Raw genomic sequence first — 26541 nt, 5'->3', positions numbered from 1 at the left:
CCTGTATTACCGCCTCAACGTATTGCCGATCCAGGTCCCACCGTTGCGCGAACGCCTCGATGACCTGCCAGCCCTGAGCGAAGCGATCCTGGAAGAGTTGCGCAGCCAGCACGAACTGAACCCCGCCGCCCTCGACCTGCTGCGGCAACACGCCTGGCCGGGCAACATCCGCGAGCTGCGCAATGTGCTGGAACGGGCCGCGCTGCTCAGCGATGACCTGGCGCTCACGGCAGCGGACATCCGCGCCGCCATCGGGACCTTCATGCCGGTGACGCGCCCAGCGGACGTGAGCTTCGAACCCCTGCCCCATGAAACCTTCAGCCAGGCCCGGGCGCGCTTCGACCGACAATTGATCGAAACCACCCTCGCGCAATGCGGCGGCAAAGTGGTGGAAGCGGCCGAGCGGTTGGGGCTGGGGAGATCGACGTTGTACAAGAAGATGGTGGCGTTGGGGATTGCCGAGTCTCAATAAAGAGACTTCATTCTCAAAATATAGACTGCCGGTTTTGGAGCGCTTTGCGCTCCATCGCGAGCAAGCTCGCTCCCACAGGTTATGGGGTTCTCTTGAGCTACGCGGTCAACTGTGGGAGCGAGCTCGCTCGCGATGAGGCCAGCCCTCCCCCTAAAAATCTCAAAACAGAGACAAAACCCTCACTCCCGCCCTACAAAATAAAACAATTTCCTTATATTTCAGCCAGTTACACACCTGGCACAAAACTCGCTAAAGCCTCTCCCACAGCGTCACCACAACAATAACAATCCAGGAGACACACCATGAGTGTGATCATTGCCTTGGCAGCTCTCGCGCTGCTGATGGTTGCCGCCTACCGTGGCTACAGCGTTATCCTCTTTGCCCCCATCGCCGCCCTCGGTGCCGTCCTGCTCACCGACCCTTCCGCCGTCGCCCCCGCATTCACCGGGGTGTTCATGGAGAAAATGGTCGGCTTCATCAAACTGTATTTCCCGGTGTTCCTGCTCGGCGCGGTGTTCGGCAAGCTGATCGAGCTGTCGGGGTTCTCCCGCTCCATCGTCGCCGCGGCGATTCGCTTGCTGGGGACGCGCCAGGCCATGCTGGTGATCGTGCTGGTCTGCGCCTTGCTGACCTATGGCGGCGTGTCGCTGTTTGTCGTGGTGTTCGCGGTGTACCCGTTCGCCGCCGAGATGTTTCGCCAGAGCAATATCCCCAAGCGCCTGATCCCGGCCACCATCGCCCTCGGCGCATTCTCCTTCACCATGGACGCCCTGCCCGGCACGCCGCAGATCCAGAACATCATCCCCAGCACGTTCTTCAACACCACCGCCTGGGCCGCACCGTGGCTGGGGGTGATCGGTACAATCTTCGTGTTCAGCCTCGGCATGCTGTTCCTGCAACGCCAGCGCAACAAGGCCCAGCGTGTGGGCGAAGGTTACGGCACCGAGTTGCGCAACGAGCCGGAAACCGCCGAAGACATCAAGCTGCCGAACCCGTGGATCGCCGTTTCGCCACTGCTGGCGGTGGGCATCATGAACCTGCTGTTCACCCAGTGGATCCCACAGTGGTACGGCAAGACCCACAGCCTGGCGCTGCCGGGCATGGCCACACCGGTGACCAGCGACATCGCCAAGCTCACCGCGATCTGGGCAGTGCAGGCGGCGTTGCTGGTGGGCATCATCATGGTCTTGCTGTTCGGCTTCCGGGCCATTCGCAGCAAACTGGCCGAAGGCAGCAAGAGTGCCGTGGGCGGTGCGTTGCTGGCGGCGATGAACACCGCTTCGGAATACGGCTTCGGCGCGGTGATCGCCTCGCTGCCAGGCTTCCTGGTGCTGGCCGACTGGCTCAAGAACATTCCCAACCCGCTGGTCAACGAAGCGGTGACGGTCACGCTGCTGGCGGGCATCACCGGCTCCGCCTCGGGCGGCATGAGCATCGCCTTGGCGGCGATGTCCGAAAGCTTCATCAGCGCCGCCCACGCCGCCAATATTCCCTTGGAAGTGCTGCACCGGGTGGCCGCCATGGCCAGCGGCGGCATGGACACCCTGCCCCACAATGGCGCGGTGATTACCCTGCTGGCGGTGACCGGGCTGACCCACCGCGAAGCCTACAAAGACATTTTCTGCATTACGCTGATCAAGACCCTCGCGGTGTTCTTCGTGATCGCTGTGTTCTACGCCACTGGCATTGTGTGAGGTTCCCATGACAACTGCTCTTTCGGGCAAGACCGCCCTGGTCACCGGTTCTACCAGCGGCATAGGCCTGGGCATCGCCCTGAGCCTGGCCAAGGCCGGCGCCAACCTGATCCTCAACGGCTTCGGCGATGCCTCGGCGGTGATCGCCGAGGTCAAACAATTCGGCGGCAAGGTCGGTCATCATCCGGCCGATGTCAGCGACCCGGCGCAGATCGCCGACATGCTCGCCTACGCCGAGCGCGAGTTCGGCGGCGTGGACATCCTGGTGAACAACGCCGGGATCCAGCACGTGGCCGCCGTGGAGGACTTCCCGGTGGAGCGCTGGGACTCGATCATTGCCATCAACCTGTCCTCGGTGTTCCACGCCACGCGCCTGAGCCTGCCAGGCATGCGGGCCAAGGGCTGGGGCCGGATCGTCAACATCGCTTCGGTGCATGGCCAGGTCGGCTCGGTGGGCAAGGCGGCGTATGTCGCGGCCAAGCATGGGGTGATCGGCCTGACCAAGGTGGTCGGCCTGGAAACCGCCACCAGCAACGTGACCTGCAACGCCATCTGCCCGGGCTGGGTGCTGACACCACTGGTGCAAAAACAGATCGACGACCGCATCGCCGCCGGCGTTGACCCGCAACAGGCGCAGCATGATCTGCTGGCCGAGAAACAACCGTCCCTGGAATTCGTCACCCCGCCGCAACTGGGGGAGCTGGTGCTGTTCCTGTGCAGCGAAGCCGGCAGCCAGGTGCGGGGCGCGGCGTGGAATATCGATGGTGGGTGGTTGGCCCAGTAAGGTCCTGCGACTCCTTGTGGCGAGGGGATTTATCCCCGTTCTGTGGGAGCAAGGCTTGCCCGCGATGAACGAAAACGCGGTTTAGCTGTTAAACCGCGGTGCGGCCATCGCGGGCAAGCCTTGCTCCCACAGAGAGGGGATAAATCCCCTCGCCACAGGATTGGGTCGCTCTATAGTGTGTACATAAGAAAACAAGAGGCCCCCCATGTCCGACCTCCTCTGGCAACCCAGCCCCGAACGCATCGCCCAGTCGCGCATGAACGCCTTTCGCCGGTTCGTCAACGCGCGGCATCACCTGCAACTGAACGACTACCCCGCCCTGCACGCCTGGAGCATCGACCAGCGCGAAGCCTTCTGGCAGGCCATCGTCGACTTCTTCGAGATCCGCTTTCACCACGCTCCCGACGCGGTACTGGTGGAGGGTGCGCAAATGCCCAGTGCCCAGTGGTTCCCTGGCGCCACGCTGAACTTCGCCGAACACCTGCTGCGGCGCCGCGATGACGCCGTCGCGGTGGTGGCACTGGGCGAAAACGGCGGCCAGGAACAACTGACCTGGGCCGAACTCGCCGCCCATGTCGCCGGCCTGCAGAAAAGCCTGCAAGCCGCTGGCGTCACCCGGGGCGACCGGGTCGCCGCCTGCATGCCCAACACCTGGCAGACGTTGGTGGGCATGCTCGCCAGCACCAGCCTGGGCGCCATCTGGTCATGCTCGTCACCGGACTTCGGCACCCAGGGCGTCATCGACCGGTTCGGCCAGATCGAGCCCAAGGTGCTGATCACCTGCGCCGGTTATCGCTACGCCGGCAAGGTCATCGACCAGCGCGCCAAGGTCAATGAAATCCTCGAACGGCTGCCGTCGCTGCAACAACTGATCGTGTTGCCTTATGCCCAGCCTGACGCCCGCCTCGAAGACTTCAAGACCCCGGCCGCGATCGCGTTGTGGAACGACTTTTATCAACGCGGTGGCGAACCGGCATTCGTCAGCGTTCCGTTCGACCACCCGCTGTACATCCTGTACTCCAGCGGCACCACCGGCGTGCCGAAGTGCATCGTCCACGGCACCGGTGGCGTGTTGCTGCAACACGTCAAGGAACATGGCCTGCACGTCGACCTCGGCCCCGAGGATCGGCTGTTCTACTACACGACCTGCGGCTGGATGATGTGGAACTGGCTGGTATCGGCCCTCGCCGTGGGTAGCGCGGTGGTGCTCTACGATGGCTCGCCGTTCCACCCCGGCCCCGAGCGCTTGCTGGACCTGATCGATCAGCAGCGCATCAGCGTCTTCGGCACCAGCCCCAAATTCCTCGCCGCCCTGGAAAGCGAAGGCCTCAAGCCCCGGCAGACGCACCGCTTGGACAGCCTGAAAACCCTCCTGTCCACCGGTTCGGCGCTGGCCCCCATAGCTACGACTACGTGTATCGGGATGTCAAACCCGACGTCTGCCTGGCCTCGATGTCCGGCGGCACCGACATCGTCTCCTGCTTCGTCAACGGCAACCCACTGTCACCGGTGCGCCGGGGCGAAATGCAGGGCAAGAGCCTGGGCATGGCCGTGCAGGTCTGGAACGAGGCCGGCAACCCGGTCATCGGGGAAAAAGGCGAGCTGGTGTGCACTCGGCATTTCCCGGCGATGCCCATTGGTTTATGGAACGACCCTCGGCAGGAAAAACTTCGCGCGTCCTACTTCGCCCAGTTCCCCGGGGCGTGGGCCCAAGGCGACTACGCCGAGGAACTGCCCCACGGTGGCCTGTTGATCCATGGGCGCTCCGACGCCGTGCTCAACCCTGGCGGCGTGCGCATCGGCACGGCAGAAATCTATCGGCAGGTGGAAAAGGTCGAGCAGGTGCTGGACAGCGTTGCCATCGGCCAGCAATGGCAGGGCGATGTCCGGGTGGTGCTGTTCGTGCGCCTGCGCGATGGCGTGACGCTGGATCAAGCCCTGGAACAACGGATTCGCCAGGTCATCCGGACCCACACCACACCACGGCATGTGCCGGCGAAGATCCTCGCGGTCAGTGATATTCCGCGGACCATCAGCGGCAAGGTGGTGGAATTGGCGGTGCGCAACGTGGTGCATGGCGAGGTGGTGAAGAACACCGATGCCCTGGCCAACCCCGAGGCGTTGGAGCAGTTTCGGGATCGGCCGGAGCTTGCGAGCTGACCGTCAGGACCTCATCGCGAGCAAGCTCGCTCCCACAGTGGATCTCCGGTGACTGGCAGAACCCATGTGGGAGCGAGCTCGCTCGTGATGAACGATAACCCGCTCAATCCATAAGCCCCCACTCACCCGCTGCCGGATCGGCCGGTGGCGCCACCGCCCCCGACTCGGTATGCAGCTTCAAACGCAACCGCAGGTTGTTCGCCGAATCGGCATTTTTCAGCGCCTCCTCCTCGTCGATGGCGCCTTCAACCACCAGGTTGAACAGGGCCTGGTCAAAGGTTTGCATGCCCAGTTCCTCTGACTTTTCCATGATGCCCTTGAGCTCGCCAAGCTCGTTGCGCCGGATCAGGTCGGCCACCGTGGGCGAACCCAGCATGACTTCCACCGCCGCCCGCCGCTGGCCGGTACGGGTGCGCACCAGGCGTTGGGAAACGAACGCCTTGAGGTTATTGCCCAGGTCGTTCAACAACTGCGGCCGGCGCTCTTCCGGAAAGAAATTGATCACCCGGTCCAGGGCCTGGTTGGCGTTATGGGCATGCAAGGTGGAAATCACCAAGTGCCCGGTGTCGGCAAACGACAGGGCATGCTCCATGGTTTCCCGATCGCGGATTTCGCCGATCAGCACCACGTCCGGCGCCTGGCGCAAAGTGTTTTTCAGGGCCGCATGAAAACTGCGGGTGTCGACACCGACTTCCCGTTGGTTGATGATGGATTTCTTGTGCCGATGGATATACTCCACCGGGTCCTCGATGGTGATGATGTGGCCGCTGCTGTTGCGATTGCGGTAATCGATCAGCGCCGCCAGGGAAGTCGACTTGCCCGAACCTGTCGCGCCGACGAACAGCATCAACCCCTGTTTCTGCATGATGCTGTCCAACAGCACCCGGGGCAGTTTCAGGTCTTCGAAGCGCGGGATGTCCAGCTTGACGTTGCGGATCACCATGGAGACGTCATTGCGCTGCTTGAAGACATTGACCCGGAACCGCCCGACGCCGGCCAGGGAGATCGCCAGGTTCATTTCCAGTTCCCGATCGAACTCAAGGCGCTGTTCGGCGTCCATCAAAGACTCGGCGAGCCGGGCAATGTCGCCGACCTTGAAGGCCTCGTTACCCAAGGGCTTGAGCACGCCCTCGAAACGCGCGCACGGCGGTGCCCCCGTAGACATGTAAAGATCGGAACCATTCTGGCTCGCCAGGATTCGCAACAACGGATCGATTTCCATGGACTGAAACTTCCGCGAGACATCAATGAAACAAGTTGAGCCGAACATGAAACCCTTCAGACCCGCCCGCACTTACTTTCCTCAAAGGATAGTAGACGCCGTGGTACAGACACGACAGCCAGGGATTGCGTGATGAACGCGACACCCGCCGGCAATGATGCCCAGCGCCTGGTCAGCCAGGTGGACTGGGCCCAGACCCCATTGGGCACTGCCCGAAACTGGCCCCAGAGTCTGCGCACCGCCGTGGACATCGTGCTCCATTCGCCGATGCCGATGGCCTTGCTGTGGGGCGCGCAGCTGACCCATCTCTACAACGACGCCTTCGGCCGACTGAGCGGTGACAAGCACCCCCGGGCGTTCGGCCAGCCGACCCATGCAGCATGGCCCGAACTCAAAGGGGCAACCCAAGGGATTTACCACCGCGTGTTGCAAGGCCAGACGCACACCTGCCGCGACCAGCACTGGCACGTGCCCTTCGCTGGTCGCCTCTGCGATGTCTGGCTGGATCTGACCTACAGCCCGGTGCATGACGAAAGCGGCAGCGTCGCCGGCATCCTGGTCACCGCCATCGAGACCAGCGAACGCCGCCGCCTGGCCATGGAATTCGAACGGCGCTCCGAGGCCAGCCTCAAGGCCCAGCACGAAAGCGAAGAGCGCCTGCAACTGGCCCTGGCCGCCGCCGACGCGCTGGGCACCTGGGATTGGGACATCAGCGAAGACCGCTTCATTGCCGACGCCCATTTCGCCCTGCTGCATGGCGTCGACCCGAACCTGTCGCGCCAGCTGCCCATCAGCGCCTACCTCGAAGGCGTGCATCCCGAAGACCGGGCGATGGTTGCCCGCAGCATCAAGCACTGCATTACCCATGGCACCGAATACGCCGAAGAGTACCGGCTGTTGCAGCCCAACGATGAATTACGCTGGGTGTACGTGCGCGGCCGTTGCTACAAGGACCGCCACGGCCGACCCAAGCGTTTTCTGGGCGCGGCCCTGGACCTGACCGAACGCAAGCGCACCGAGCAAGCCCTGCGCCAGAGCCAGACCGAGCTGCAGTTGATCATCAACGCCATGCCGATCCTCATCAGCTACGCGGACCGCGAAGAGCGCTTCCGGCTTAACAACAGCGCCTACCTGGACTGGTACGGCCTGACCCCGCAGGAGCTCTACGGCAAGACCATCCGCGAAGTGCTCGGCGAAGAGGCCTATGCCGCCCGCGCCCAACAGATCGCCGATGCCCTGGCCGGCAAGCCGTGCAGCTTCACCTTGCAGATGGACCATCGCGACGGTCGCCCGCGCCATGCACTGATCAACTACTTGCCTCGCCACGGGACGGACGGGGCGGTGAACGGTTTCTACATCTTCGTGATCGACGAGACCGAGAGCCGGAAAACCGAGGAAGCCCTGCGCAACCTCAACGAAACACTGGAGGAACGGGTCATCGCCCGGACCCGGCAACTGGCCGAAGCCAACCATCGCCTGCAAAGCGAGATGTTCGAACGCGAGCGCGCCGAAGAAGCCCTGCGCCATGCGCAGAAAATGGAGGCCGTGGGCCAACTCACCGGCGGCATTGCCCATGACTTCAACAACATGCTCACCGGCATCCTCGGCAGCCTCGACCTGATGCAACGCTACATCGCCGCCGGCCGCACCGCCGAGATCGGGCGCTTCACCGAAGCGGCGGTGTCCTCGGCCAACCGCGCCGCGGCCCTGACCCATCGGCTGCTGGCGTTTTCCCGCCGCCAGTCCCTGGACCGCAAGCCGCTGGACGCCAACGAGCTGGTGCGTTCGCTCGAAGACCTGCTGAGCCGGACCACCGGCGATCACATCGTGCTGCGGCTGCAACTGACCCCCGAGCTGTGGCCGGTCAGCACCGATGCCAGCCAGTTGGAAAACGCCCTGCTCAACCTGGTGATCAACGCCCGGGATGCCATGCCCGACGGCGGCGAATTGATCGTCGAAACCGCCAACGTCTATCTGGACGGCACTGACATCAATACCCTCGAACCGGTCAAGGTCGGCGACTACGTGATGATCGCGGTCAGCGACAACGGCAGCGGCATGACCCCCGCCGTGCTGGCCAAGGCCTTCGACCCGTTCTTCACCACCAAGCCCATCGGCCAGGGCACCGGCCTGGGCTTGTCGATGATCTACGGGTTTGCCCAACAGTCGGGTGGACACCTCAACCTGGACAGCGTGCCGGGCCAGGGCACACGGGTGCAGTTGTACCTGCCGCGCTTGCACGTTGCGCCGGCCCAACAACCCGCCACCGCGGAGACGGTCGACGTACCGCCGGCCATCGCCGGGGAAACCGTGTTGCTGGTGGAAGATGAACCGGCGGTGCGCATGCTGGTGCTCGACCTGTTGAAGACCTTGGGCTACACCGCCCTGGAAGCCCAGGACGCCATGACGGCCCTGCCCCTGCTGGAATCGGAGCAGCGCATCGACCTGCTGGTGACCGACGTCGGGCTGCCGGGCATGAATGGCCGGCAACTGGCGGAAATCGCCCGCCAGCACCGCCCAGGGCTGAAAGTGCTGTTCATGACCGGTTACGCGCAGAAAGCCGCCGAGCGCCAGGGGTTCCTCGACCAGGGCATGGACATGGTCGCCAAGCCCTTCACCCTCGATCTGCTGGCCAACAAGATTCGGACGATGATCAACCATGACAGCTGACTTGAGGCATAATCGCCGCCCCGTCGCACCGTTCAGGTCACCGCTGCAATGAAAGCCCAAGCCCGCCATATCCTGGTGAAAACCGCCGAAGAAGCCGAACAGCTCAAGCAACGCATCGCCAAGGGCGAAGCCTTCGATGTGCTGGCCAAGAAATACTCCACCTGCCCCTCGGGCAAACGCGGCGGCGACCTGGGCGAAGTGCGGCCGGGGCAGATGGTCGGTGCGATCGATGCGGTGATCTTCAAGAAGCCTTTGCGGGTGGTACATGGGCCGATCAAGAGCAAGTTCGGCTATCACCTGGTGCAGGTGTTCTACCGGGATTGAAACCGAGCCTGTGGGAGCGAGCTTGCTCGCGATGGCGACGACACAGTCAACATTTCTGCAAGCTGACCCAGCGCTATCGCGAGCAAGCTCGCTCCCACAGGTTTTGTGCCCACTTATTATTTTGGCATCAACGCCCCCGGCACCTGGATCACCCGGCTCGCCAACAGATGCCCCGACTCGGCCGCCTCCGCCGGAGTACCCCCCAGCAAGCGGCTCGCCAGGTACGCGGCACTGAATGAATCCCCCGCCGCCGTGGTGTCCACCACACGCTCGACCCGTTGGGCGGGAATCTCATAAGACTCGCCATCGCAACGAATCAGGCAGGCCTCGGCACCGCGCTTGAGCACCACCTCGGGCGTGCCGAGCTGCCCATAGGCGGCGAATACCGCGTCAGTGTCCGCATATCCGAACAGTGCCTGCTCGTCTTCCACCGTCAACAGCGCCAATTCCACGTAAGGCAGGACGCTGCGATACGCCGCCCGCGCCGCCTCGATCGAGGCCCAGAGTCTTGGCCGGTAATTATTGTCGAACACCACCTGGGCCCCGCGTCGACGGGCTTCGACCAGGGTTTCGATGAGCCTGGCGCGCCCCTGCTCACCGAGCACCGCCAGGGTCACGCCGCTGAAATACAGCACATCGTAATCCGGCAATGCCGCCAGGATCGGCGCGGCGGCCGGGGTGGTAAAACACTCGCGCACCGCCGCCTCGTTGCGCCAGTAGAGGAATCGCCGCTCGCCCGCCGCATCGGTCTGGATGCAATACAGACCCGGCAGGCGTCCAGGCAAGCGCTGGACCCGTTGCAGACCGATGTTTTCTTCGGCCCAGCACTCACACATGGCATCGCTGAAACTGTCGTCGCCCAAGGCGGTGACGTAATCCACCGCGCCTCTGTTGCCCAAGGCGCGGGACAGGTACACCGCAGTGTTCAGGGTATCGCCGCCGAAGCTTTGCAGCAGGCTGCCGTCGGCGCGTTGTTGCAGTTCGATCATGCATTCGCCGATCAGGGCGATGCGGGGTTTCTGGGTGGGATTGCTCATAGGTGATCCTGATATTTTGGTGGTGTCTGGAAGGTCGCTAATCGCGGGCAAGCCTTGCTCCCACAGGGGATCTTGGGCAAACACCAACTTTGTGTTCACAGTCGATCCGTGTGGGAGCAAGGCTTGCCCGCGATGGCCACAACCTGGTCCAACGACTAGAAGCAAGTCTCCATGCTCTCGACCACCCGCAACTGCTCATCCACCAGGCACCCCACCCGCCACTTGTCGAACGTCAGGCACGGGTGTGAAGTACCAAACGCAATGATGTCGCCCACACGCAGCTCAACCCCGGCCGCCACACTCATGAACGCATGCTGGTCCATCACCGCCGTCACCTTGCAACCGCTGACATCGTCACCCGGTACCGAATCCGATCCGGGCGTGTAGCGCTTGAGCGGCACCGGCAATCCGGCGTCGTAGGCCACGTCGCGCTTGCCCAGGGCGATCACCGCGAAGCCCGGCTCCGGCAGCGATTGCACATGAGCCCAGACTTCCAGGGCCGGACGCAGGCCTTCGTGCAGGTCGCTGCGGCGCTCCAGCACGCAGCACTGGGCTTCCTTGTAGATGCCATGGTCATGGGCCACGTAACTGCCGGGACGCAGCACGCTGAGGAAACGCCCGTGGGCATTCTGGGCTTCGAAGGATTCGGCGATCAGGTCGTACCAGGCCGAACCCGAGGCGGTGATGATCGGCTTGTCGATGGCAAAGGCATCGTCGTCCTGCAACTGCACCGCCAGCCGTACCAACGATGCCGCGAATGCGCGGATGCCACTGATGGCGTGGTCGCCATGGATCACCCCTTCGTAGCCTTCGATACCGGTCAACGCCAGCGCCGGTTGACTGCGAATCGCCTCGGCCAGGGCCAACACCTCGGCCTCGGTCCGGCAGCCGCACCGACCACCGACCACGCCGTACTCGATCATCACGTTCAGCTTCATACCGCGCGAGGCGAAGAACGCCCCCAGGTCCGCGACGTTGTCCGGATGATCGACCATGCAATGGAATTCGAACGCCGGGTCGGCCAGCAGATCGGCGATCAGCGCCATGTTTGGCGTGCCCACCAGTTGGTTGGCCATCAGCACTCGACGAACGCCGTGGGCGTAAGCGGCACGGGTCTGCACGGCGGTGGCGAGGGTCAGGCCCCAGGCACCGGCATCGAGCTGGCGTCGAAACAGCGCCGGGGTCATGCTGGTCTTGCCGTGGGGCGCCAGTTCGGCACCACTGTCGGTGACGAACGCTTGCATCCAGCGAATGTTGTGCTCCAGCGCCGCGCGGTGCAGCACCAACGCCGGCAGGCTGACGTCCTTGAGCAGATGAGCACCGACGGTGGCCGCACCCTTCTCTACGCCAGCATTGGGAATGACAGAAGACATGTTCGTACTCCTCGCACGCGGCCGCTCGCAGCCGCAGTTATCTATTCATTGATGCGCCGGGCCAGGTTGTTGGCGCTTTCGATCAGCACCCGGCGGTAGTCGGCGTAATTGTTCTTGGCGTCGGCCCGAGGGGCGACGATGCACAGGGTGGCGATGGCCACGCCGCCGGGGTCTTTGACCGGTGCGGCGAAGCAGTGGGTGAAGGTGTCGGCGACGCTGTCGAAAGAGAAGAACCCATCGAGGCCGGCCTGGCGGATTTCCCCGAGGAATTGCTCCAGGGGCAAGCGCTCGCCGTCCGGCAAAATGAAGTCGTCGGGGTCGATCAGGTCGACGATCTGTTGGTCGCTCAAATGCGCCAGCAACAGGCGCCCGGACGCCGTCCACGGGATTGGCGCGTTTTCACCGATGTCCGATGAAATGCGGAAATGCCGCTCGCCTTCCTTCATCAGCGCGACGGTGTATTTACGCCCGTTGAGCAGGCACATCTGCGCCGTTTCGCGGGTCTGGCGCACGATCTCCTGCAAGGCCTGGTCAGCCTCGCGGCTCAGGTCGAAATGCCGCAGGTGCGCCTGCCCGAGGAAATACAACTGGCGCCCCAGGTAGACGTGACCGTCCTTGCCCACCGGCTCGAGGATGCGGCGCTCCAGCAGCGACGCCACCAGTTCATAGACCGTGGACTTGGGGCTGCCGATGCCGCTGGCGATATCGTTCGGGCGCAGCGGCTGGCCGATTTCCTTGAGGAAATCGAGGATATCGAACGCCCGATCCAGTCCCCGGGCCCGGCGTTTGATGGTGTCTTCGGTCATGTCTCTGGTTCCTGAATTCAATCGTAGGTGCATGTTTTTCATTGTGACGAAAATGCTTTTGTGGCGAGGGAGCTTGCTCCCGCTCGGCTGCGCAGCAGTCGCTTGTCACTTATCGGGCCTGCTTCGCAGGCCAGCGGGAGCAAGCTCCCTCGCCACGATAGGCGTGCTCATCAAGATGAATCAAACAGGCCTTGAAGGACAGTCCTACACCGAATCAGGCCTTTTTCTTGTAGGCCACACAATCGATCTCGACCTTGCAATCGACCATCATGCTCGCCTGCACGCAGGCCCTGGCCGGGGCGTGTTCAGGACTGAAGTACTCGCCGAACACCTTGTTGAAACTCCAGAAATCCCGCGGGTCATCCAACCACACGCCGCAGCGCACCACGTCCTTGAGCTCATAACCGGCCTCTTCGAGAATGGCGACCAGGTTCTTCATGGTCTGGTGGGTCTGCTCGACGATCCCGCCGACAATGATCTCGCCATTCACCGCCGGTACCTGGCCGGACACATGCAGCCAGCCATCGGCCTCCACGGCGCGGGCGAATGGCCGTGGCTGGCCGCCGCCTGCGGAGCTGCCGGTGCCGTAGCGCGTAATGCTCATGGGTGTTTCTCCTTACTGAATAAAATTAAAAACGGGTGTTCTTGAGGAATTCCGCCAACCGCGGCGATTGCGGCCGCTCGAACAGTTCCTTCGGTGGACCCTGCTCTTCGATGCGCCCTTGGTTCATGAACACGATCTTGTCGGAGACCTCGAAGGCAAAGCGCATTTCGTGGGTCACCAGCAGCATGGTCATGCCGTCCTCGGCCAGGCCCTTGATCACGTTCAACACCTCGCCGACCAGCTCCGGGTCCAGGGCCGAAGTCACTTCGTCGAACAGCATCAGGCTGGGGTTCATGGCAATCGCCCGGGCAATCGCCACGCGCTGCTGCTGGCCACCGGACAACTGGCCGGGAAAGTGATCGCGCCGTTCCAGCAGACCGACCCGCTCCAGCCATTTCTCGGCCAGGGCCACCGCTTCGTCCTTGGGCAGTTTTTTCACCTTGAGCAGACCCAGGGTGACGTTTTGCAACGCGGTCAGGTGCGGGAACAGGTTGAATTGCTGGAAGGCCATTCCGGTCATGGCACGGTGCCGGGCGATGAGCTTCTCGGGGTGGCGCACACGCTTGCCGTCGATGTCGTCATAGCCAATGGACTCGCCGTCGAGCACAATCTGCCCGCCCTGGAATTCTTCGAGCATGTTGACGCAGCGCAGCAGCGTGGTCTTGCCCGAACCACTGGAACCGATCAGCGTGACCACGTTGCCGCGCTGCATGCTCAGGTCCACGCCCTTGAGCACTTCCAGCGGGCCGTATTGTTTGCGCAGGCCGCGAATGTCCAGCAACGGCTGGGTGTTGGATAGCTCCGTATTGGAGAGATTCGAAACGTCAGTCATGGCAAGGCCACCCGCTTTTCAATGTGTCGCCCGAGCAATTCGATGGCGTAATTGATGATGAAAAAGAGAAACCCGGCGAACAGGTAAAACTCCAGGGTCATGAAGGTCCGGGCGATGATCTGCTGGGTGCTGAGCAGCAGTTCGGCGACGCCGATCACCGACAACAGGGTCGAAGCCTTGACGATCTCGGTAGAGGAATTGACCCAGGTCGGCAGGATCTGCCGCAACGCCTGGGGCAACAGCACATAGCCCAGCGACTGGTAGAACGTCAGGCCGATGGCCTGGCTCGCTTCCATCTGCCCACGGGGCAGCGCCTGCAAGGCACCGCGCACGATCTCGGCCACATGGGAGCCGCAGAACAGCGTCAGGCCCAGCACGCCGGCCTGGAATGCGCCGATCTGCCAGCCCAGGGCCGGGGCCATGTAGAAGCAGGCCAGCACCAGCACGAACACCGGCGTGCCGCGGATCAGGTCGACGTAAAAGCGAAACGGCGCGCGCATCCAGGTCCGGCCATAGGTCAGCACCAGGCCGGCGACCAGGCCGATCAGCGTGCCCAACACAATCGCCAACAGCGAACACTGCACGCTGGTCAAGAAGCCGGCCCACAGGGTGTCCCGGGCGACCCATAACTCATGCAACCAACTGGGTGATTCGTACATGGGAGACTCCTAACGGCGGATCGCCAGGCGCTGCTCGAAATACCGCAGCACCATGGCAATGAGGTAACAGGCCGCGACATACAGGGCCGTGGTCACCAGCCAGGTTTCGATCACCCGGTAGCTCTCCACGTTGATCTTGCGGGCGTAATAGGTCAGCTCCGGCACGGCGATCGCCGCCGCCAGGGAGGTGTCCTTGAACAGCGAAATGAAGTTGTTCGACAAGGCCGGCAACACGTTGCGCAGCATCACCGGCACGGTGACGTAGGCCTTCACCTGCCACTCGCCCAGGCCGATGGCCAACCCCGCTTCCCGCTGCCCCTTGTGAATGCTTAACAGCCCGCCGCGGAACACTTCGGTCAGGTAGGCCCCGGCGTACAACGAGAGGGTGATGACGAACGACGGCAGCTTGTCCAGGCGGATGCCCAGGCTCGGCAAAGCGAAGTAGATCAACAGGATCAACACCAGGATCGGTGTATTGCGGATCACCGTGACATACACCGACGCCAGCACCCGCAGGACCCGATGCTTGCTCAGCAGCGCGAACGCCATGGCCAGGCCGATCACGCAACCGATGGCGATCGACACCAGCGCCAGGGAAAGCCCCAGGCCCAGTCCCGCCAGCAAGGTGTCGAAATCGCGCCAGACGGCGGCAAAGTTCAACTGATAATTCATGGTTGGCAGTACCTTCGACGAAGCGCCCGCAAGGGGCGCCCCGGGCTCACAGGGTCATTTGAATTCAACGGGGAAACCAATCGCCGGCGACGGCAGCTCGACGCCGAACCACTGCTTGAACGACGCCGCATAGGTAGGGAATTCCACGCCGGTCATGGCTTCATGCAAAGTGGTGTTGACGAAGTTCAGCCAGTCCTGGTCGCCGCGCTTGACCGCACAGGCGTAGGTTTGCGGGCTCCAGGCATAGGCCGGGCTGCGGTAGCGCCCGGGGTTCTGCACCATCAGGTACTTGACCGAGGATTGGTCGGTGGCGGCGGCATCGGCGCGTCCGGAGTTCACCGCCTGATACATCAGGTCGACGCTGTCGTACTGGTCGACCTTGGCCTTGGGCAGCGCCTGGTGCACCAATTCTTCGGCGTAGACGTTCTGCAGCACCGCCACGGTGACGTCATCGCCCGCGGCCTTGAGGTCTTCGATTTCCTTGTACTTGCTGTTGGCCGGCAGCAGCAGGCCGACGCCTTCGCGGTAGTACGGCAGGGTGAACGCCACTTGCTGGGCGCGACTGGCAGTGACGGTGATGAACTGGCAGCTCATGTCGACCTTGTCGGTCAGCAGGTTGGGAATCCGCGCATCGGACGACTGCACCACGAACTCGACCTTCTCCGGGTCATTGAACAGGCCCTTGGCAACCATGCGCGCGATATCGATATCAAAGCCCTGCAACTTGCCATCCGCTCCCTGGAAGTGCCACGGCGCATTGGTACTGCCCGTGCCCACGATCAATTTCCCCCGCTGCAGCACGCTGTCCAGCTTGCTGTCGGCCGCCTGGGCGACACCCATGGCAGCCGTCGTGGCCGCGAAGAGAAAAACACACGCTTTGAACAAGGAAGGTCGGCGTTGCATGGCAAGCACTCCAGAATGAGTTTATTCCGCTATACCGGAACATGGTATGTAACAACGGAATAGACAGCAGAAAGTGTGCCACAGGCTTGGAGCGCATGGGTGAGAAAAATGGAAAGTCAGGGAAATCAGGGAGATGGGAAAAACAGAGGCAATGGATGGGGGCTTGGAACCGTGCCGAGATTGCTACCGTTGGCCACGGCGAGCGGGTAACAAGGCCCCATGCCGGGTACTCGGCGCACCTGGCGCACTGAAACGGAGCCACCTGGAGTTATAAATGGATACCCGTGGGAGCGAGCTTGCTCGCGATAGCGGTGTATCAGTCAATGTTGATGTTGACTGACCTGACGCTATCGCGAGCAAGCTCGCTCCCACTGTTCGGCGGTGTGCCTGGTCTATTTGCGCTTGTAGCTCTTGCTGCCGCCAGGTGTGAGGCAATAGACCCCGCCCCGGGGGCCGACGCAGTAATTGCCACTGCCGCATTGGCAACCGTCGGCGGACTTGAGCAGCGACTGCGGGCGCGCCTCGTTCCGAAGCCCCAGCACAGCGGAACAGGACTTCTTCGAAGCACTGATGGAGCCGTCGTTGCAGAGGAAGGTATCGCCGTCACATCCGGCAATACCGCCCTTGCGCCCGGAACACGGTTGATTGGCAGCAAAGGTCGAAGTGCCCAGGGCCAACAACAGGATCGCGACACAGGTGCGAAGTAAAGCGGACGTTCCGTGATAGCGTTTCATGACAGCTTCCTGGCTGATAGATGGCCCTATGCTAGCACCTGATCATCTGCTGCGCCTAACGCCCGCAAAACCTCACCCTGGACAACATCCGCAAATCGCCCTCGCGGTAATAGTCATCACTCCAGCTGTCATCCACTGCCAGTGGCCTGACCTGCTTGAGGGCGAGTTTTTTCGCGAAGTAACGAAAGCGGTAATGCTCATAGAAACGCAGCAGTTCCAGCCCGTAGCGGTCGGCCAGGTCGGTATTGCCCTGAATGATCAGGTAGTTCTCGTCGTTGCCGCTGCTGGCGGCGGCACTGAGGTTGTGGCTGCCGCTGAGGATGGTCGGCGTGTCACTGGTGAAGTCGGTGACGATGGCTTTGGTGTGCACCAGTAGATTGCCCTTCTGGCCTTTCATGTTTTCCCGCAGCCAGCCTTCCAGACCGGTGTTGAGCAACGCGGTGGCGGCAAATTCGGCGGTGCGGTCGGCATGAAAACCGGTGATGCGACTCTTGGTGTTTTGCAGGCCGTAGCGCAACACGTCGTCATTGGGCTGGCCGAGCAAGGCGTCGAGGATGCGGTCGGGCAACACAAAGGCGGTGACGAACAACAGGTCTTTTCGTGCCTCCTTGATGATGTCGACGAAGCGATCCAGGTCGCCCTCCCCGGTGCGTGGCGAGAACCCGGCGAACAACGCTTCTTGCGGGGCCATGGCATTGTTCAGGGTCAGCCACTGGCGAGTGGCATCGACGTCCTGGGGCGTTGCCCAGATTTGCTCGAATACCTGGGAATAGCTGCTGCTGATCCGCGGGTCGTCCAGTACATGCACGACGTTGGCCTGGCGGTAGACACCGTTGGCCGTGAAGTTGGTGCTGCCGCACAGCACGGCTTCAGGTTGCAATGAGCCGCTGGCCTCCACCTTGCTCAGCACCATGAACTTGTTATGGAAAATATTGTGGGTAATCCGCCCACGCTTGTTGGCCGCTGGCATGCTTTCGAGGCTGGCTTCGTTGCGCGCAGTGGTGTCGTCTCCCGGCTCGGCGTGATACAGCACCCGTACCTGGGCGCCGCGAGCGTGAGCGGCAGTCACCGCGTCGACGATCACCGGCAATTCGTATTCATAGATGGCGACGTCCAAGGCCCAGCGGGCATCCAGCGCCCGGTCGATGAAACCGGTCAAGCGACCCAGCAAGCCGTTTTCCAACCAGCGACGTGGTGCGTCGGGCCAGTCATCGATGGACAGGTGCTTGTTGGCATTGAGCAACGCGTCCACTTCGGGAAACTTGCGCTGGAACGCCTGGCTGGCGGCCACGGCACGGTTGAAGATGACCCGCTGGTCGACCGGCTGCCCGTCGTCGCTGGTGACGGTGACGGCCAGGGATTCGCCCAATTGCGGCAAATCGGGGCTGCCATAGGCCAGGTGCACGCGATAGTGGATCGTCACGCCGGGGTTGACGGCGTAGTCGGCCCAGCGAAATTTCTGCAGGGGCGCCTTGTCGCTGGGGGTGGCGTGGAACTGGGGAAAGGTGTGGGCCTTGTCGGGGAACGTCAGGCTGTTGAACAGGAACAGCCAGGGCTTGTCCCCCTGCTGTTTCTCGATGGCAAAACCCAGCAAGCCCTTGCGCCGGGGTTCGGCCAGGTCCATGGCGAGCAGCACGCCGTTGGTGCCGGCATAGGCCTTGACCCGAAAATCGTCCTGGGCGTTGGTGACGAGTACGCGCATGGTTCACTCCTGTGAGGGGCTGCTTGAGCATAGTGCAGTGATGCGGGTCAGGTGGGCAGGTCATGGGAACCGAGGGGATGCCATCGCGAGCAAGCTCGCTCCCACAGGGGGCCGGGTGTTCATCATTCATGTGTTCACAAAACAGTGTGGGAGCGAGCTTGCTCGCGATGGGGCCCTGACAGTCACAGAACCTTTCAATCAGCCTCATCGATATGCCGATACTCAGCCCCCAACCGCCCCGCCAACTGCCGGGCCCGGCCCAGGCGAATCGGGCCTCTTTCGATGTCGATCAACAGGCACGGGCAATCCAGGGAGGGCAGTGACAGTCCCTCCTTGACACGCCCATCGGTCATCACCAACACCCGCTGCTGCTCCGCCGGGTAACGCCTGCGCCGCGCCACCAGCCAGCGCCCGGCCTCGTTCAGCGCCGCCAGCAACGGCGTTCCGCCACCGGCGCCCAGGCCATCGAGCCAGTCGCGCAGGCCCGCCGAGGCCTTGAGCCCTTGCACCTGCCAGTTCGGCTGCGTGCCGCTGGCCGTCAACAGCGCCAGGCGGGCCCGCTGCCGATAGGCGTCGTCGAACAGTTGCGCCAACAAGCCTTTGCCGTCACTCAAGGCGCGATGACGACGGGTCGAGGCCGACGCATCGACGATGACCAGCCACAGCTCATGGGGCGCCCGATGCCGAGCGTGCCAGCGCAAGTCTGCATGCCGCTGTGGCCGGCCATTGAGCAACGTTCCCGGCCAGTTCACCGCACCGCTGGCCGCCGCTTTACTGCGGCCCTGGCGTCCCTGCGCCAACGTTCCTGCACGGGGTCTGGCATTCGCCCCCGCCGTTGAACGAGGGCGAATGCCTAGGGCTTTTTTGGCCAGTTCGGCACATCGCGCCGGGCCCCGGTTGGCAACGCCCGGGCAGGCAGGTCGCCCCATTGGCCTTGGCCTTCATTGGGTTCAGTGGTTTTTTCCGCCCCCGTCCCGGTCGGCGCCTGGGACGGGGCCGAATGCCCGCGCCGTCGATGACGCAAGGCAAACTCGGCGACCGCATCGATGTCTTCATCGCTAATGGCATCCGCCCCACGCCAGGCGGCATGGGCCCGGGCCGTCCGCAGCCAGACCAGGTCGGCGCGCAAGCCATCGACCCCGGCGGCAAAACAGCGCTCGGTGATCTGCGCCAGCGTCGCATCATCCAAGGCGATCCCAGCCAAACGGTCGCGCGCCCGCTGGCAACGTTCGCGCAACTGCCGCTGGGCTGTCTCCCACTCCGCGCAGAAGACCGCCGGATCACTGTCGAAATCCAACCGCCGCCGGATGATCTGGCCGCGTTCAGCCGGTGCGGTGTGACCGTCGAGGGCGACGTTCAGGCCGAAACGGTCGAGCAACTGCGGGCGCAGCTCGCCCTCTTCCGGGTTCATGGTGCCGATCAGCACAAAGCGCGCCGGATGCCGATGGGAAATGCCGTCGCGCTCGATCAGGTTGGTGCCACTGGCAGCCACATCGAGCAGCAGGTCCACCAGGTGATCGGGCAGCAGGTTCACTTCATCGACATACAGCACGCCACCGTCGGCCTTGGCCAGCACGCCGGGAGAAAATTGCGCGCGCCCCTCTCCCAGGGCCACATCCAGATCGAGGGTGCCCACCAGCCGCTCTTCGGTGGCACCGAGGGGCAAGGTGACGAACTGACCGCTGGCCAGCAGGTCCGCCAGGCCCCGGGCCAAGGTGGACTTGGCCATGCCCCGTGGGCCTTCGATCAGCACACCGCCGATTTTCGGGTCGATCGCGGCCAGGCACAGGGCCAGTTTCAGGTCATCGGCGCCGACCACGGCGGAGAGTGGGAAATGGGGGGTATGGGTCATGCTGAAGGCCTCATGGATGTGCGGGGTTGCCCTGTGGCGAGGGAGCTTGCTCCCGCTGGGGCGCGCAGCGGCCCCCAGAACCTGAGGTCCCAGTGCCCTTCCAGAACGACGACTGCTGCGCAGCCGAGCGGGAGCAAGCTCCCTCGCCACAAGTGCGCGTCTGTTGTGCTCATTTCAGCCATCCTCCTCGATGTCCAACAACAAATTCTCCAGCGCCTCGCGATACTCGCCCGGTTCCTGCCACATCCCCCGCTGCTGCGCTTCGAGCAGGCGCTCGGTCATGTCCCGCAGGGCGTCGGGGTTGTGCTGGCGGACGAAATCCCGGGTGTCCGGATCGAGCAGGTAGGCATCGGCCAGCAAAGCGTACTGGTGATCGTCGATCAGCTGCGTGGTGGCGTCGAAGGCGAACAGGTTGTCCACCGTCGCCGCCAGTTCGAACGCGCCTTTATAGCCGTGGCGCTTGACCCCGTCGATCCACTTCGGATTGGCCGCACGGGAACGGATGACGCGGTTGAGTTCTTCTTTCAGGGTACGGATCCTGGGCAGGTCCGGCTGACTGTGATCGCCGTGATAGCTGGCCGCGGCTTCCCCGCTGAGGGTCTCCACCGCTGCCAGCATGCCGCCCTGGAACTGGTAGTAATCATTGGAATCGAGCAGGTCGTGCTCGCGGTTGTCCTGGTTCTGCAGCACCGCTTGCACCTGGCTCAGGCGTCGGGAGAACTGCTCCCGGGCCGCGGTGCCTTCATCGCTGCCGCCATAAGCGTACCCCCCCAGTTCAGGTACACCTCGGCCAAGTCTTCGCGGCTCTGCCACAAGCGACCGTCGATCGCACCCTGCACACCCGCGCCATAGGCACCGGGCTTGGCACCGAAAATCCGCCAGCCGGCCTGGCGCGCCGCGTCTTGAGGCTCAAGGCCCGATGCCAGCAACGCTTCGCGCTCACCACGCACCTTGGCCGCCAAGGGGTTCAGGTCGTCCGGCTCATCGAGGGCGGCGACAGCCTGCACGGCGGCATCGAACAGGCGGATCAGGTTGGCGAAGGCGTCCCGGAAGAACCCGGACACCCGCAGCGTCACATCGACCCGCGGCCGGTCCAGCAGGCTCAGCGGCAGGATCTCGAAGTCATCGACTCGCTGGCTGCCGGTGGCCCACACCGGACGCACGCCCATCAACGCCATGGCCTGGGCGATGTCGTCGCCGCCGGTGCGCATGGTGGCAGTGCCCCACACCGACAGGCCGAGCTGGCGCAGGTGATCGCCGTGGTCCTGCAAGTGCCGTTCAAGGATCAGGTTCGCCGACTGGAAACCGATGCGCCACGCCGTGGTGGTGGGCAGGTTGCGCACGTCCACCGAGAAGAAATTGCGCCCGGTGGGCAACACATCCAGGCGCCCGCGACTCGGCGCACCGCTGGGGCCGGCCGGCACGAAGCGCCCGCTCAAGGCATCGAGCAGGCCATGCATTTCCGCCGGACCGCAGGCGTCCAGGCGTGGCGCCACGACGGCTCGCAGGTTTTCAATGATGCCGCCCACCACCTCCCAACCCGGCGCGTCGAGCTGCTCAACCGCGCCGTCCAACGCCTGCTCGATCAACTGCGCGGCGAACAGCTCCAGGCGCTCGCGGGTATCGCCGGCGCTGCGCCAGGGCTCGGCGCTGATCCGGCGCAATGCCTCGGGACAGTCGCCCATCCAGGGTTCGGCCAGGGCGCAATCCAGCGGATCGAAGCCCAGCCCGAACGCCTTCGCCAGCGCCCGCAGCAGGCTCGACTGCGCACCCTTGCCGTCGCCCCGGGGAATGCGCAGCAACGCCAGCAGGGTGTCGATGCGCAGTCGTCCGCTGGGCGATTCGCCAAAAATGTGCAGGCCGTCGCGGATCTGCGACTCCTTCAAGTCGCACAGGTACGTGTCCAGGCGTGGCAGCCAGATCGCGGCGTCAGCATCGCTGTCGAGGCCGGCATCCAGTTGCAGCTCGCGGTCGATGTGGGTCTCGCGCACCAGGTTGAGGATGTCCCGTTGCAGTTCCCGGGCGCGGCGCGGATCGAGCAATTGCGCCTCGTAGTATTCGTCGGCCAGCAGCTCGAGGTTACGCAGCGGTCCGTAGGTTTCGGCCCGGGTCAGCGGCGGCATCAAGTGGTCGATGATCACCGCCTGGGTGCGACGCTTGGCCTGGGCGCCCTCGCCCGGGTCGTTGACGATGAACGGGTAGATGTTCGGCAATGGCCCCAACAGCACGTCCGGCCAGCAATTTTCCGAGAGCCCGACACCTTTGCCCGGCAGCCATTCGAGGTTGCCGTGCTTGCCGACGTGGATCACCCCGTGGACGCCGTAGGTGTGGCGCAACCAGAAATAAAACGCCAGGTAACCGTGGGGCGGCACCAGGTCCGGGTCGTGGTACACCGCACTCGGATCGACCTGATAACCTCGCGCCGGCTGGATGCCGACGAAGGTCAGGCCCAGGCGCAGGCCGGCGACCATCAGGCAGCCGTCGCGGAACATCGGATCCTGCTCGGGCGAGCCCCAGCGCGCCAGCACCGCTTGGCGATTGGCCTCGGGCAGCGCGTCGAACATGGCCAGGTAGGCATCCAGGGCCAGGCTCTGGTGACACGGACGCAGGTCGAGGCTGTCCAGGTCGTTACTGACCCCGCCGAGCAATTGCTGGATCAACGCAGTGCCGCTCGCCGGCAGTTCGGCCGGCAGTGGATAGCCCTCGGCCTGCATGGCCCGCAGGATATTCAAGGCCGCCGCTGGCGTATCCAGGCCGACGCCATTGCCGATGCGTCCGTCCCGGGTCGGGTAGTTGGCGAGGATCAGCGCCACACGCTTCTGCCCATTGGGCAGGCGCGCCAGGGTGGTCCAACGTTGGGCCAGCTCGGCGACAAAATCCATGCGTTCGGGTACGGCGCGGTAGCAGACCACGTCGCTCTGGCTGCGCTCACTGCGCCAGGCCAGGTCCTTGAAACTGATGGGGCGGCTGATGATCCGCCCGTCCAGCTCCGGCAAGGCAATGTGCATCGCCAGATCCCGTGGCCCCAGGCCCTGCTCGCTGGCGCGCCAGCCCGGTTCGTTGTCCTGGGCGCAAATGGCCTGAATCACCGGGATATTGCGGCGAAACGGTCGCAAGTGCGGGGCTTCGGGGCTGGATTGAGCGAAGCCGGTGGTATTGAGGATCACCCCCGCTTCCACTTCATCCAACCAGTCCTCCACCCGCGCCAGGCAACCGGGCTCCTTGAGGCTCGCCACGGCAATCGGCAACGGATTGAGCCCCGCCGCTTGCAGGCGCTGGCAAAACACGTCGATGAACGCGGTGTTCGCCGCTTGCAAGTGGGAACGATAAAACAGCACCGCCGCCACCGGTTGCCCGGCGTTCCACTCGGCTTGCCAATCGCCGAGGCTGGCGCTGGTTTTCTTCGGGTGATAGATCGCCGTGCGCGGCAGGGTCTGCGGCTCGGCCCACGGATAATCGCGGCCGAACCACTGACTGCCGAGGTTGTGAAACAGGTCCAGGGCATTGCCCAGGCCGCCCTGGCGCAAGAACTGCCAGAGCCGGTCGCGGTCCTCGACGGCCACGTTGCTCAGGTCACTGAGCTCCGGGTCCGGTCGATCATCCCCCGGCACCAGGATCAGCTTCACCCCGCGCCCGGCCAGGTCCATCAGGCGCTCGATGCCGTAGCGCCAATAGCCAATGCCGCCGTGCAGCGACAACAGGATAACCTTGGCGTGGCGCAGCACGTCTTCGAAATACAGATCCACCGAGGCGTGGTTCTGCACCTGCATCGGGTTGGCGAGGCGAAACTCCGGATAATCGCCCGGCAATTGCTTCGCCGCTTCGGCCAGCAGCGCCAGGCTGGAGTCGCCGCTGCACAGGATCACCAGTTCGGCGGGGGTTTGCCCGAGGTCGGCAATGTTGTCATCCGACACGAAACCGCCGGGCTGGGTCCTGAGCAGGTGCATGGCTTAGGCGCTGAGGGCGGCGCGCAACTGCGCTTCGAGCAGTGCGGCATCGAGTGCCTGGCCGATCAGCACCAGACGGGTGACCCGCGCTTCCTCGGCGCCCCACTGGCGGTCGAAATGTTTGTCGAAACGCGTGCCAACGCCCTGGATCAGCAGGCGCATCGGCTTGTTCGGGATCGCCGCGAAACCCTTGACCCGCAGCACACCGTGCTGGACCACCAGTTGCGTCAGCGCGTCCAGCAACAGGCTTTCGTCGGCCTGGGGCAGCTCGATGGAGATGGAATCGAAGGCGTCGTGATCGTGGTCGTCATCGTCGCCATCGTGGTGATGGTCGTGATGGCTGTGGCGGCCGTCGATGTGTTCTTCGGAACCGGCGCCCAGGCCGATCAACACGTCCAGCGGCAGGCGACCGCTGCTGGCTTCGATGACCTTGACCGCCGGCGGCAGCTCTTCGGCGACTTCCAGGCGAACCTTGGCCAGGTCTTCAGGGCTGATCAGGTCGGCTTTGTTGAGGATCACCAGGTCAGCGCTGGCCAGTTGGTCGGCGAACAGTTCGTGCAGCGGCGATTCGTGGTCCAGGTTCGGATCGAGTTTGCGCTGGGCATCGACCTGGTCGGGGAAGGCGGCGAAGGTGCCGGCGGCAACGGCCGGGCTGTCGACCACAGTGATCACCGCATCGACCGTGCAAGCGCTGCGGATTTCCGGCCATTGAAAGGCCTGGACCAGCGGCTTGGGCAAGGCCAGGCCGGAGGTTTCGATCAGGATATGGTCGAGGTCGCCGCGCCGGGCCACCAGCTCGCGCATCACCGGGAAGAATTCTTCCTGCACCGTGCAGCACAGGCAGCCGTTGGCCAGTTCGTAGACGCGGCCGTTGGCTTCTTCTTCGGTGCAACCGATGGCGCACTGCTTGAGGATCTCGCCGTCGATACCCAGCTCGCCAAACTCGTTGACGATCACGGCGATGCGCCGGCCTTGGGCGTTGTCGAGCATGTGCCGCAGCAAAGTGGTCTTACCCGAGCCGAGAAAGCCGGTGACGATGGTGACGGGGAGTTTGGCCAGTGTTTTCATCGGATGCCCTTTGGCAAGGTGGCGGGCAAACGGGACGACAACCGCGGGCACAGGTGTGCACGGAAGATTTCGCCACCGGATCACCCCGCCCGGTTGTAGTGAGAATCTGTCTCGAGGCAGGTCTCCTGGCTGACGGCGGGCCAGTCTTTCGACTGGCAATGGCTGCGCCTTCCCGTGCGCCTTTGGTAAAAGGGCATGCACAGTGGCCTTGCAGAAACCTCACCGTTCACAGTTGCGGGGGCAGCCGCGGCTTGGACCGCGTTCCCTTCTTAGCTTCGGCACAGGCCGAAGAACCTCGAAGGCGCAAGGCTACGCAGGGTGTGGGGCGGGTCAATCTCCGCAAGTGAGTTCTGCGGTGTCTTTGCCGCCGCCATCGCGAGCAAGCTCGCTCCCACATTGGATCCCGCAGCCCCCTGTGGGAGCGAGCTTGCTCGCGATGGGCTGCGCAGCGGCCCCCTGTGCATTGACGGCCCCGCCCCACCCATGCTCTCCTGTGCGCCTAGTTACGGGTGCCCTTCACAGGGTGAAACGGGAAACCGGTGAATCGTGTGCTTTACTCCAAAGCCACGTCAGTCCGGTGCTGCCCCCGCAACGGTAAGCGAGCGAAGCGTCTGAACCACTGTGTCTGCCCTGCTACAAGGGCGCATGGGAAGGTGATGCTTGCAGGCAAGGCCCAGCCCCTGCCCCTCGCGAGCCCGGAGACCGGCCCATGACTCAAGCATCAACAAACCCGCGGTGGGCGGGCGCTGTTCGAACCTTGGCGATCTTTCGCCCGGGGTCTCATTGCGCTCGCATCCCCACGGAACAAAAACAGAGGGAAGCGCCATGTCGACCATCAGCAGCAGCACCGCCCGCACCGCCAGCAGCACCACCACCCTGAGCCAACGCCTGAGCGCCGCGATCCTGGCTTCGATCCTGGGCGCGGGGCTGGTCTATTTCGCCGGTTTCTCCCACATCGAAGCGGTGCACAACGCCGCCCACGATACCCGCCACAGCGCCGCCTTCCCCTGCCATTGAGAACTGACG

Annotated in this window: 20 protein-coding genes, 2 pseudogenes and 2 riboswitches; of the genes and pseudogenes, 7 read left to right on the top strand and 15 right to left on the bottom strand. The window is 63.7% G+C overall.

The window, feature by feature from the left end; genetic code table 11:
* Positions 1 to 43: 43 nt before the first annotated feature.
* The 4 genes and pseudogenes from ACZ5M5_RS11610 (at position 44) to ACZ5M5_RS11595 (ending at position 5110) form a co-directional block, all read left to right on the top strand.
* A complete protein-coding gene (locus tag ACZ5M5_RS11610) occupies positions 44 to 472 on the top strand; it encodes an AAA-type ATPase lid domain-containing protein (RefSeq protein WP_464739349.1) in 429 nt (142 codons plus the stop codon).
* 302 nt (positions 473 to 774) lie between these two features.
* A complete protein-coding gene (locus ACZ5M5_RS11605; protein WP_092170288.1) occupies positions 775 to 2166 on the top strand; it encodes a GntP family permease in 1392 nt (463 codons plus the stop codon).
* A gap of 7 nt (positions 2167 to 2173) precedes the next feature.
* Complete coding sequence (locus ACZ5M5_RS11600; protein ID WP_060738100.1) at positions 2174 to 2950, top strand: 3-hydroxybutyrate dehydrogenase; 777 nt, start codon at positions 2174 to 2176, stop codon at positions 2948 to 2950.
* Between the two features lie 205 nt (positions 2951 to 3155).
* Positions 3156 to 5110: pseudogene (locus ACZ5M5_RS11595) on the top strand (acetoacetate--CoA ligase).
* Between the two features lie 103 nt (positions 5111 to 5213).
* Here ACZ5M5_RS11595 and ACZ5M5_RS11590 read toward each other — a convergent pair.
* Positions 5214 to 6332, bottom strand: coding sequence for a PilT/PilU family type 4a pilus ATPase (locus tag ACZ5M5_RS11590; protein ID WP_060738102.1), 1119 nt, complete (start codon positions 6330 to 6332; stop codon positions 5214 to 5216).
* Between the two features lie 132 nt (positions 6333 to 6464).
* Here ACZ5M5_RS11590 and ACZ5M5_RS11585 point away from each other — a divergent pair, with 132 nt between their 5' ends.
* Positions 6465 to 9002 (top strand): hybrid sensor histidine kinase/response regulator, encoded by a 2538-nt coding sequence (locus ACZ5M5_RS11585; protein WP_060738103.1) that lies wholly within the window; start codon positions 6465 to 6467, stop codon positions 9000 to 9002.
* A 48-nt stretch (positions 9003 to 9050) separates the two neighbouring features.
* On the top strand, positions 9051 to 9326 hold the full coding sequence (locus ACZ5M5_RS11580; RefSeq protein WP_019690952.1) for a peptidylprolyl isomerase: 276 nt from the start codon (positions 9051 to 9053) through the stop codon (positions 9324 to 9326).
* 116 nt (positions 9327 to 9442) lie between these two features.
* On the opposite strand, the gene ACZ5M5_RS11575 is transcribed toward ACZ5M5_RS11580, so the two are convergent.
* The 14 genes and pseudogenes from ACZ5M5_RS11575 to cobW form a co-directional block, all read right to left on the bottom strand.
* Positions 9443 to 10363 (bottom strand): sugar kinase, encoded by a 921-nt coding sequence (locus tag ACZ5M5_RS11575; RefSeq protein ID WP_060738104.1) that lies wholly within the window; start codon positions 10361 to 10363, stop codon positions 9443 to 9445.
* 155 nt (positions 10364 to 10518) lie between these two features.
* Positions 10519 to 11736, bottom strand: coding sequence for an amino acid deaminase (locus tag ACZ5M5_RS11570; protein WP_060738105.1), 1218 nt, complete (start codon positions 11734 to 11736; stop codon positions 10519 to 10521).
* A gap of 41 nt (positions 11737 to 11777) precedes the next feature.
* The gene (locus ACZ5M5_RS11565; protein WP_060738106.1) at positions 11778 to 12542 is read right to left on the bottom strand and encodes an IclR family transcriptional regulator; all 765 of its coding nucleotides are present in this window, start codon (positions 12540 to 12542) and stop codon (positions 11778 to 11780) included.
* Positions 12543 to 12756: 214 nt separating this feature from the next.
* Positions 12757 to 13146, bottom strand: coding sequence for a RidA family protein (locus tag ACZ5M5_RS11560; RefSeq protein WP_060738107.1), 390 nt, complete (start codon positions 13144 to 13146; stop codon positions 12757 to 12759).
* A gap of 25 nt (positions 13147 to 13171) precedes the next feature.
* Positions 13172 to 13978, bottom strand: a complete 807-nt coding sequence (locus ACZ5M5_RS11555) for an amino acid ABC transporter ATP-binding protein (RefSeq protein ID WP_207281650.1) — start codon at positions 13976 to 13978, stop codon at positions 13172 to 13174.
* The gene (locus tag ACZ5M5_RS11550) at positions 13975 to 14637 is read right to left on the bottom strand and encodes an amino acid ABC transporter permease (protein ID WP_028236639.1); all 663 of its coding nucleotides are present in this window, start codon (positions 14635 to 14637) and stop codon (positions 13975 to 13977) included. Before ACZ5M5_RS11550 ends, ACZ5M5_RS11555 begins: the two co-directional genes overlap by 4 nt.
* A gap of 9 nt (positions 14638 to 14646) precedes the next feature.
* Positions 14647 to 15309 (bottom strand): amino acid ABC transporter permease, encoded by a 663-nt coding sequence (locus tag ACZ5M5_RS11545; RefSeq protein WP_018608019.1) that lies wholly within the window; start codon positions 15307 to 15309, stop codon positions 14647 to 14649.
* A 54-nt stretch (positions 15310 to 15363) separates the two neighbouring features.
* On the bottom strand, positions 15364 to 16212 hold the full coding sequence (locus tag ACZ5M5_RS11540) for a transporter substrate-binding domain-containing protein (protein WP_060738109.1): 849 nt from the start codon (positions 16210 to 16212) through the stop codon (positions 15364 to 15366).
* Between the two features lie 392 nt (positions 16213 to 16604).
* Complete coding sequence (locus ACZ5M5_RS11535) at positions 16605 to 16946, bottom strand: YdcA family protein (protein WP_060738110.1); 342 nt, start codon at positions 16944 to 16946, stop codon at positions 16605 to 16607.
* Positions 16947 to 17001: 55 nt separating this feature from the next.
* Entirely contained in the window at positions 17002 to 18648 is a 1647-nt protein-coding gene (locus ACZ5M5_RS11530) for a phospholipase D-like domain-containing protein (RefSeq protein WP_464739046.1), read from the bottom strand.
* 194 nt (positions 18649 to 18842) lie between these two features.
* On the bottom strand, positions 18843 to 19448 hold the full coding sequence (locus ACZ5M5_RS11525) for a vWA domain-containing protein (protein ID WP_219734524.1): 606 nt from the start codon (positions 19446 to 19448) through the stop codon (positions 18843 to 18845).
* 53 nt (positions 19449 to 19501) lie between these two features.
* Positions 19502 to 20500 (bottom strand): ATP-binding protein, encoded by a 999-nt coding sequence (locus ACZ5M5_RS11520; protein ID WP_464739045.1) that lies wholly within the window; start codon positions 20498 to 20500, stop codon positions 19502 to 19504.
* 174 nt (positions 20501 to 20674) lie between these two features.
* Positions 20675 to 24447 (bottom strand): annotated as a pseudogene (gene cobN / locus ACZ5M5_RS11515) (cobaltochelatase subunit CobN).
* A gap of 3 nt (positions 24448 to 24450) precedes the next feature.
* Positions 24451 to 25515, bottom strand: a complete 1065-nt coding sequence (gene cobW / locus ACZ5M5_RS11510) for a cobalamin biosynthesis protein CobW (RefSeq protein ID WP_060738114.1) — start codon at positions 25513 to 25515, stop codon at positions 24451 to 24453.
* Positions 25516 to 25613: 98 nt separating this feature from the next.
* Positions 25614 to 25828: riboswitch (cobalamin riboswitch) on the bottom strand.
* 177 nt (positions 25829 to 26005) lie between these two features.
* A riboswitch (cobalamin riboswitch) is annotated at positions 26006 to 26240 on the top strand.
* 100 nt (positions 26241 to 26340) lie between these two features.
* On the opposite strand from cobW, the gene ACZ5M5_RS11505 reads away from it, so the two are divergent.
* Positions 26341 to 26532 carry a CbtB domain-containing protein gene (locus ACZ5M5_RS11505; RefSeq protein ID WP_464739044.1) on the top strand — a complete coding sequence of 64 codons (192 nt, stop codon included), beginning with the start codon at positions 26341 to 26343 and terminating at the stop codon, positions 26530 to 26532.
* The last annotated feature ends 9 nt before the right edge of the window (positions 26533 to 26541 follow it).

Source organism: Pseudomonas sp. Van50 (assembly GCF_055390755.1).
Note: the sequence above shows the minus strand (reverse complement) of the source record. Positions and strands in the feature narration are given on the sequence as shown.

Coding starts and splice junctions, on each gene's coding strand:
- ACZ5M5_RS11545 (WP_018608019.1), bottom strand. CDS start 15,309: ATGAATTATCAGTTGAACTTTGCCGCCGTCTGGCGCGATTTCGACACC.
- ACZ5M5_RS11560 (WP_060738107.1), bottom strand. CDS start 13,146: ATGAGCATTACGCGCTACGGCACCGGCAGCTCCGCAGGCGGCGGCCAG.
- ACZ5M5_RS11575 (WP_060738104.1), bottom strand. CDS start 10,363: ATGAGCAATCCCACCCAGAAACCCCGCATCGCCCTGATCGGCGAATGC.
- ACZ5M5_RS11555 (WP_207281650.1), bottom strand. CDS start 13,978: ATGACTGACGTTTCGAATCTCTCCAATACGGAGCTATCCAACACCCAG.
- ACZ5M5_RS11585 (WP_060738103.1), top strand. CDS start 6,465: ATGAACGCGACACCCGCCGGCAATGATGCCCAGCGCCTGGTCAGCCAG.
- ACZ5M5_RS11535 (WP_060738110.1), bottom strand. CDS start 16,946: ATGAAACGCTATCACGGAACGTCCGCTTTACTTCGCACCTGTGTCGCG.
- cobW (WP_060738114.1), bottom strand. CDS start 25,515: ATGAAAACACTGGCCAAACTCCCCGTCACCATCGTCACCGGCTTTCTC.
- ACZ5M5_RS11570 (WP_060738105.1), bottom strand. CDS start 11,736: ATGTCTTCTGTCATTCCCAATGCTGGCGTAGAGAAGGGTGCGGCCACC.
- ACZ5M5_RS11580 (WP_019690952.1), top strand. CDS start 9,051: ATGAAAGCCCAAGCCCGCCATATCCTGGTGAAAACCGCCGAAGAAGCC.
- ACZ5M5_RS11540 (WP_060738109.1), bottom strand. CDS start 16,212: ATGCAACGCCGACCTTCCTTGTTCAAAGCGTGTGTTTTTCTCTTCGCG.
- ACZ5M5_RS11590 (WP_060738102.1), bottom strand. CDS start 6,332: ATGGAAATCGATCCGTTGTTGCGAATCCTGGCGAGCCAGAATGGTTCC.
- ACZ5M5_RS11530 (WP_464739046.1), bottom strand. CDS start 18,648: ATGCGCGTACTCGTCACCAACGCCCAGGACGATTTTCGGGTCAAGGCC.
- ACZ5M5_RS11605 (WP_092170288.1), top strand. CDS start 775: ATGAGTGTGATCATTGCCTTGGCAGCTCTCGCGCTGCTGATGGTTGCC.
- ACZ5M5_RS11565 (WP_060738106.1), bottom strand. CDS start 12,542: ATGACCGAAGACACCATCAAACGCCGGGCCCGGGGACTGGATCGGGCG.
- ACZ5M5_RS11600 (WP_060738100.1), top strand. CDS start 2,174: ATGACAACTGCTCTTTCGGGCAAGACCGCCCTGGTCACCGGTTCTACC.
- ACZ5M5_RS11520 (WP_464739045.1), bottom strand. CDS start 20,500: ATGACCCATACCCCCCATTTCCCACTCTCCGCCGTGGTCGGCGCCGAT.
- ACZ5M5_RS11550 (WP_028236639.1), bottom strand. CDS start 14,637: ATGTACGAATCACCCAGTTGGTTGCATGAGTTATGGGTCGCCCGGGAC.
- ACZ5M5_RS11505 (WP_464739044.1), top strand. CDS start 26,341: ATGTCGACCATCAGCAGCAGCACCGCCCGCACCGCCAGCAGCACCACC.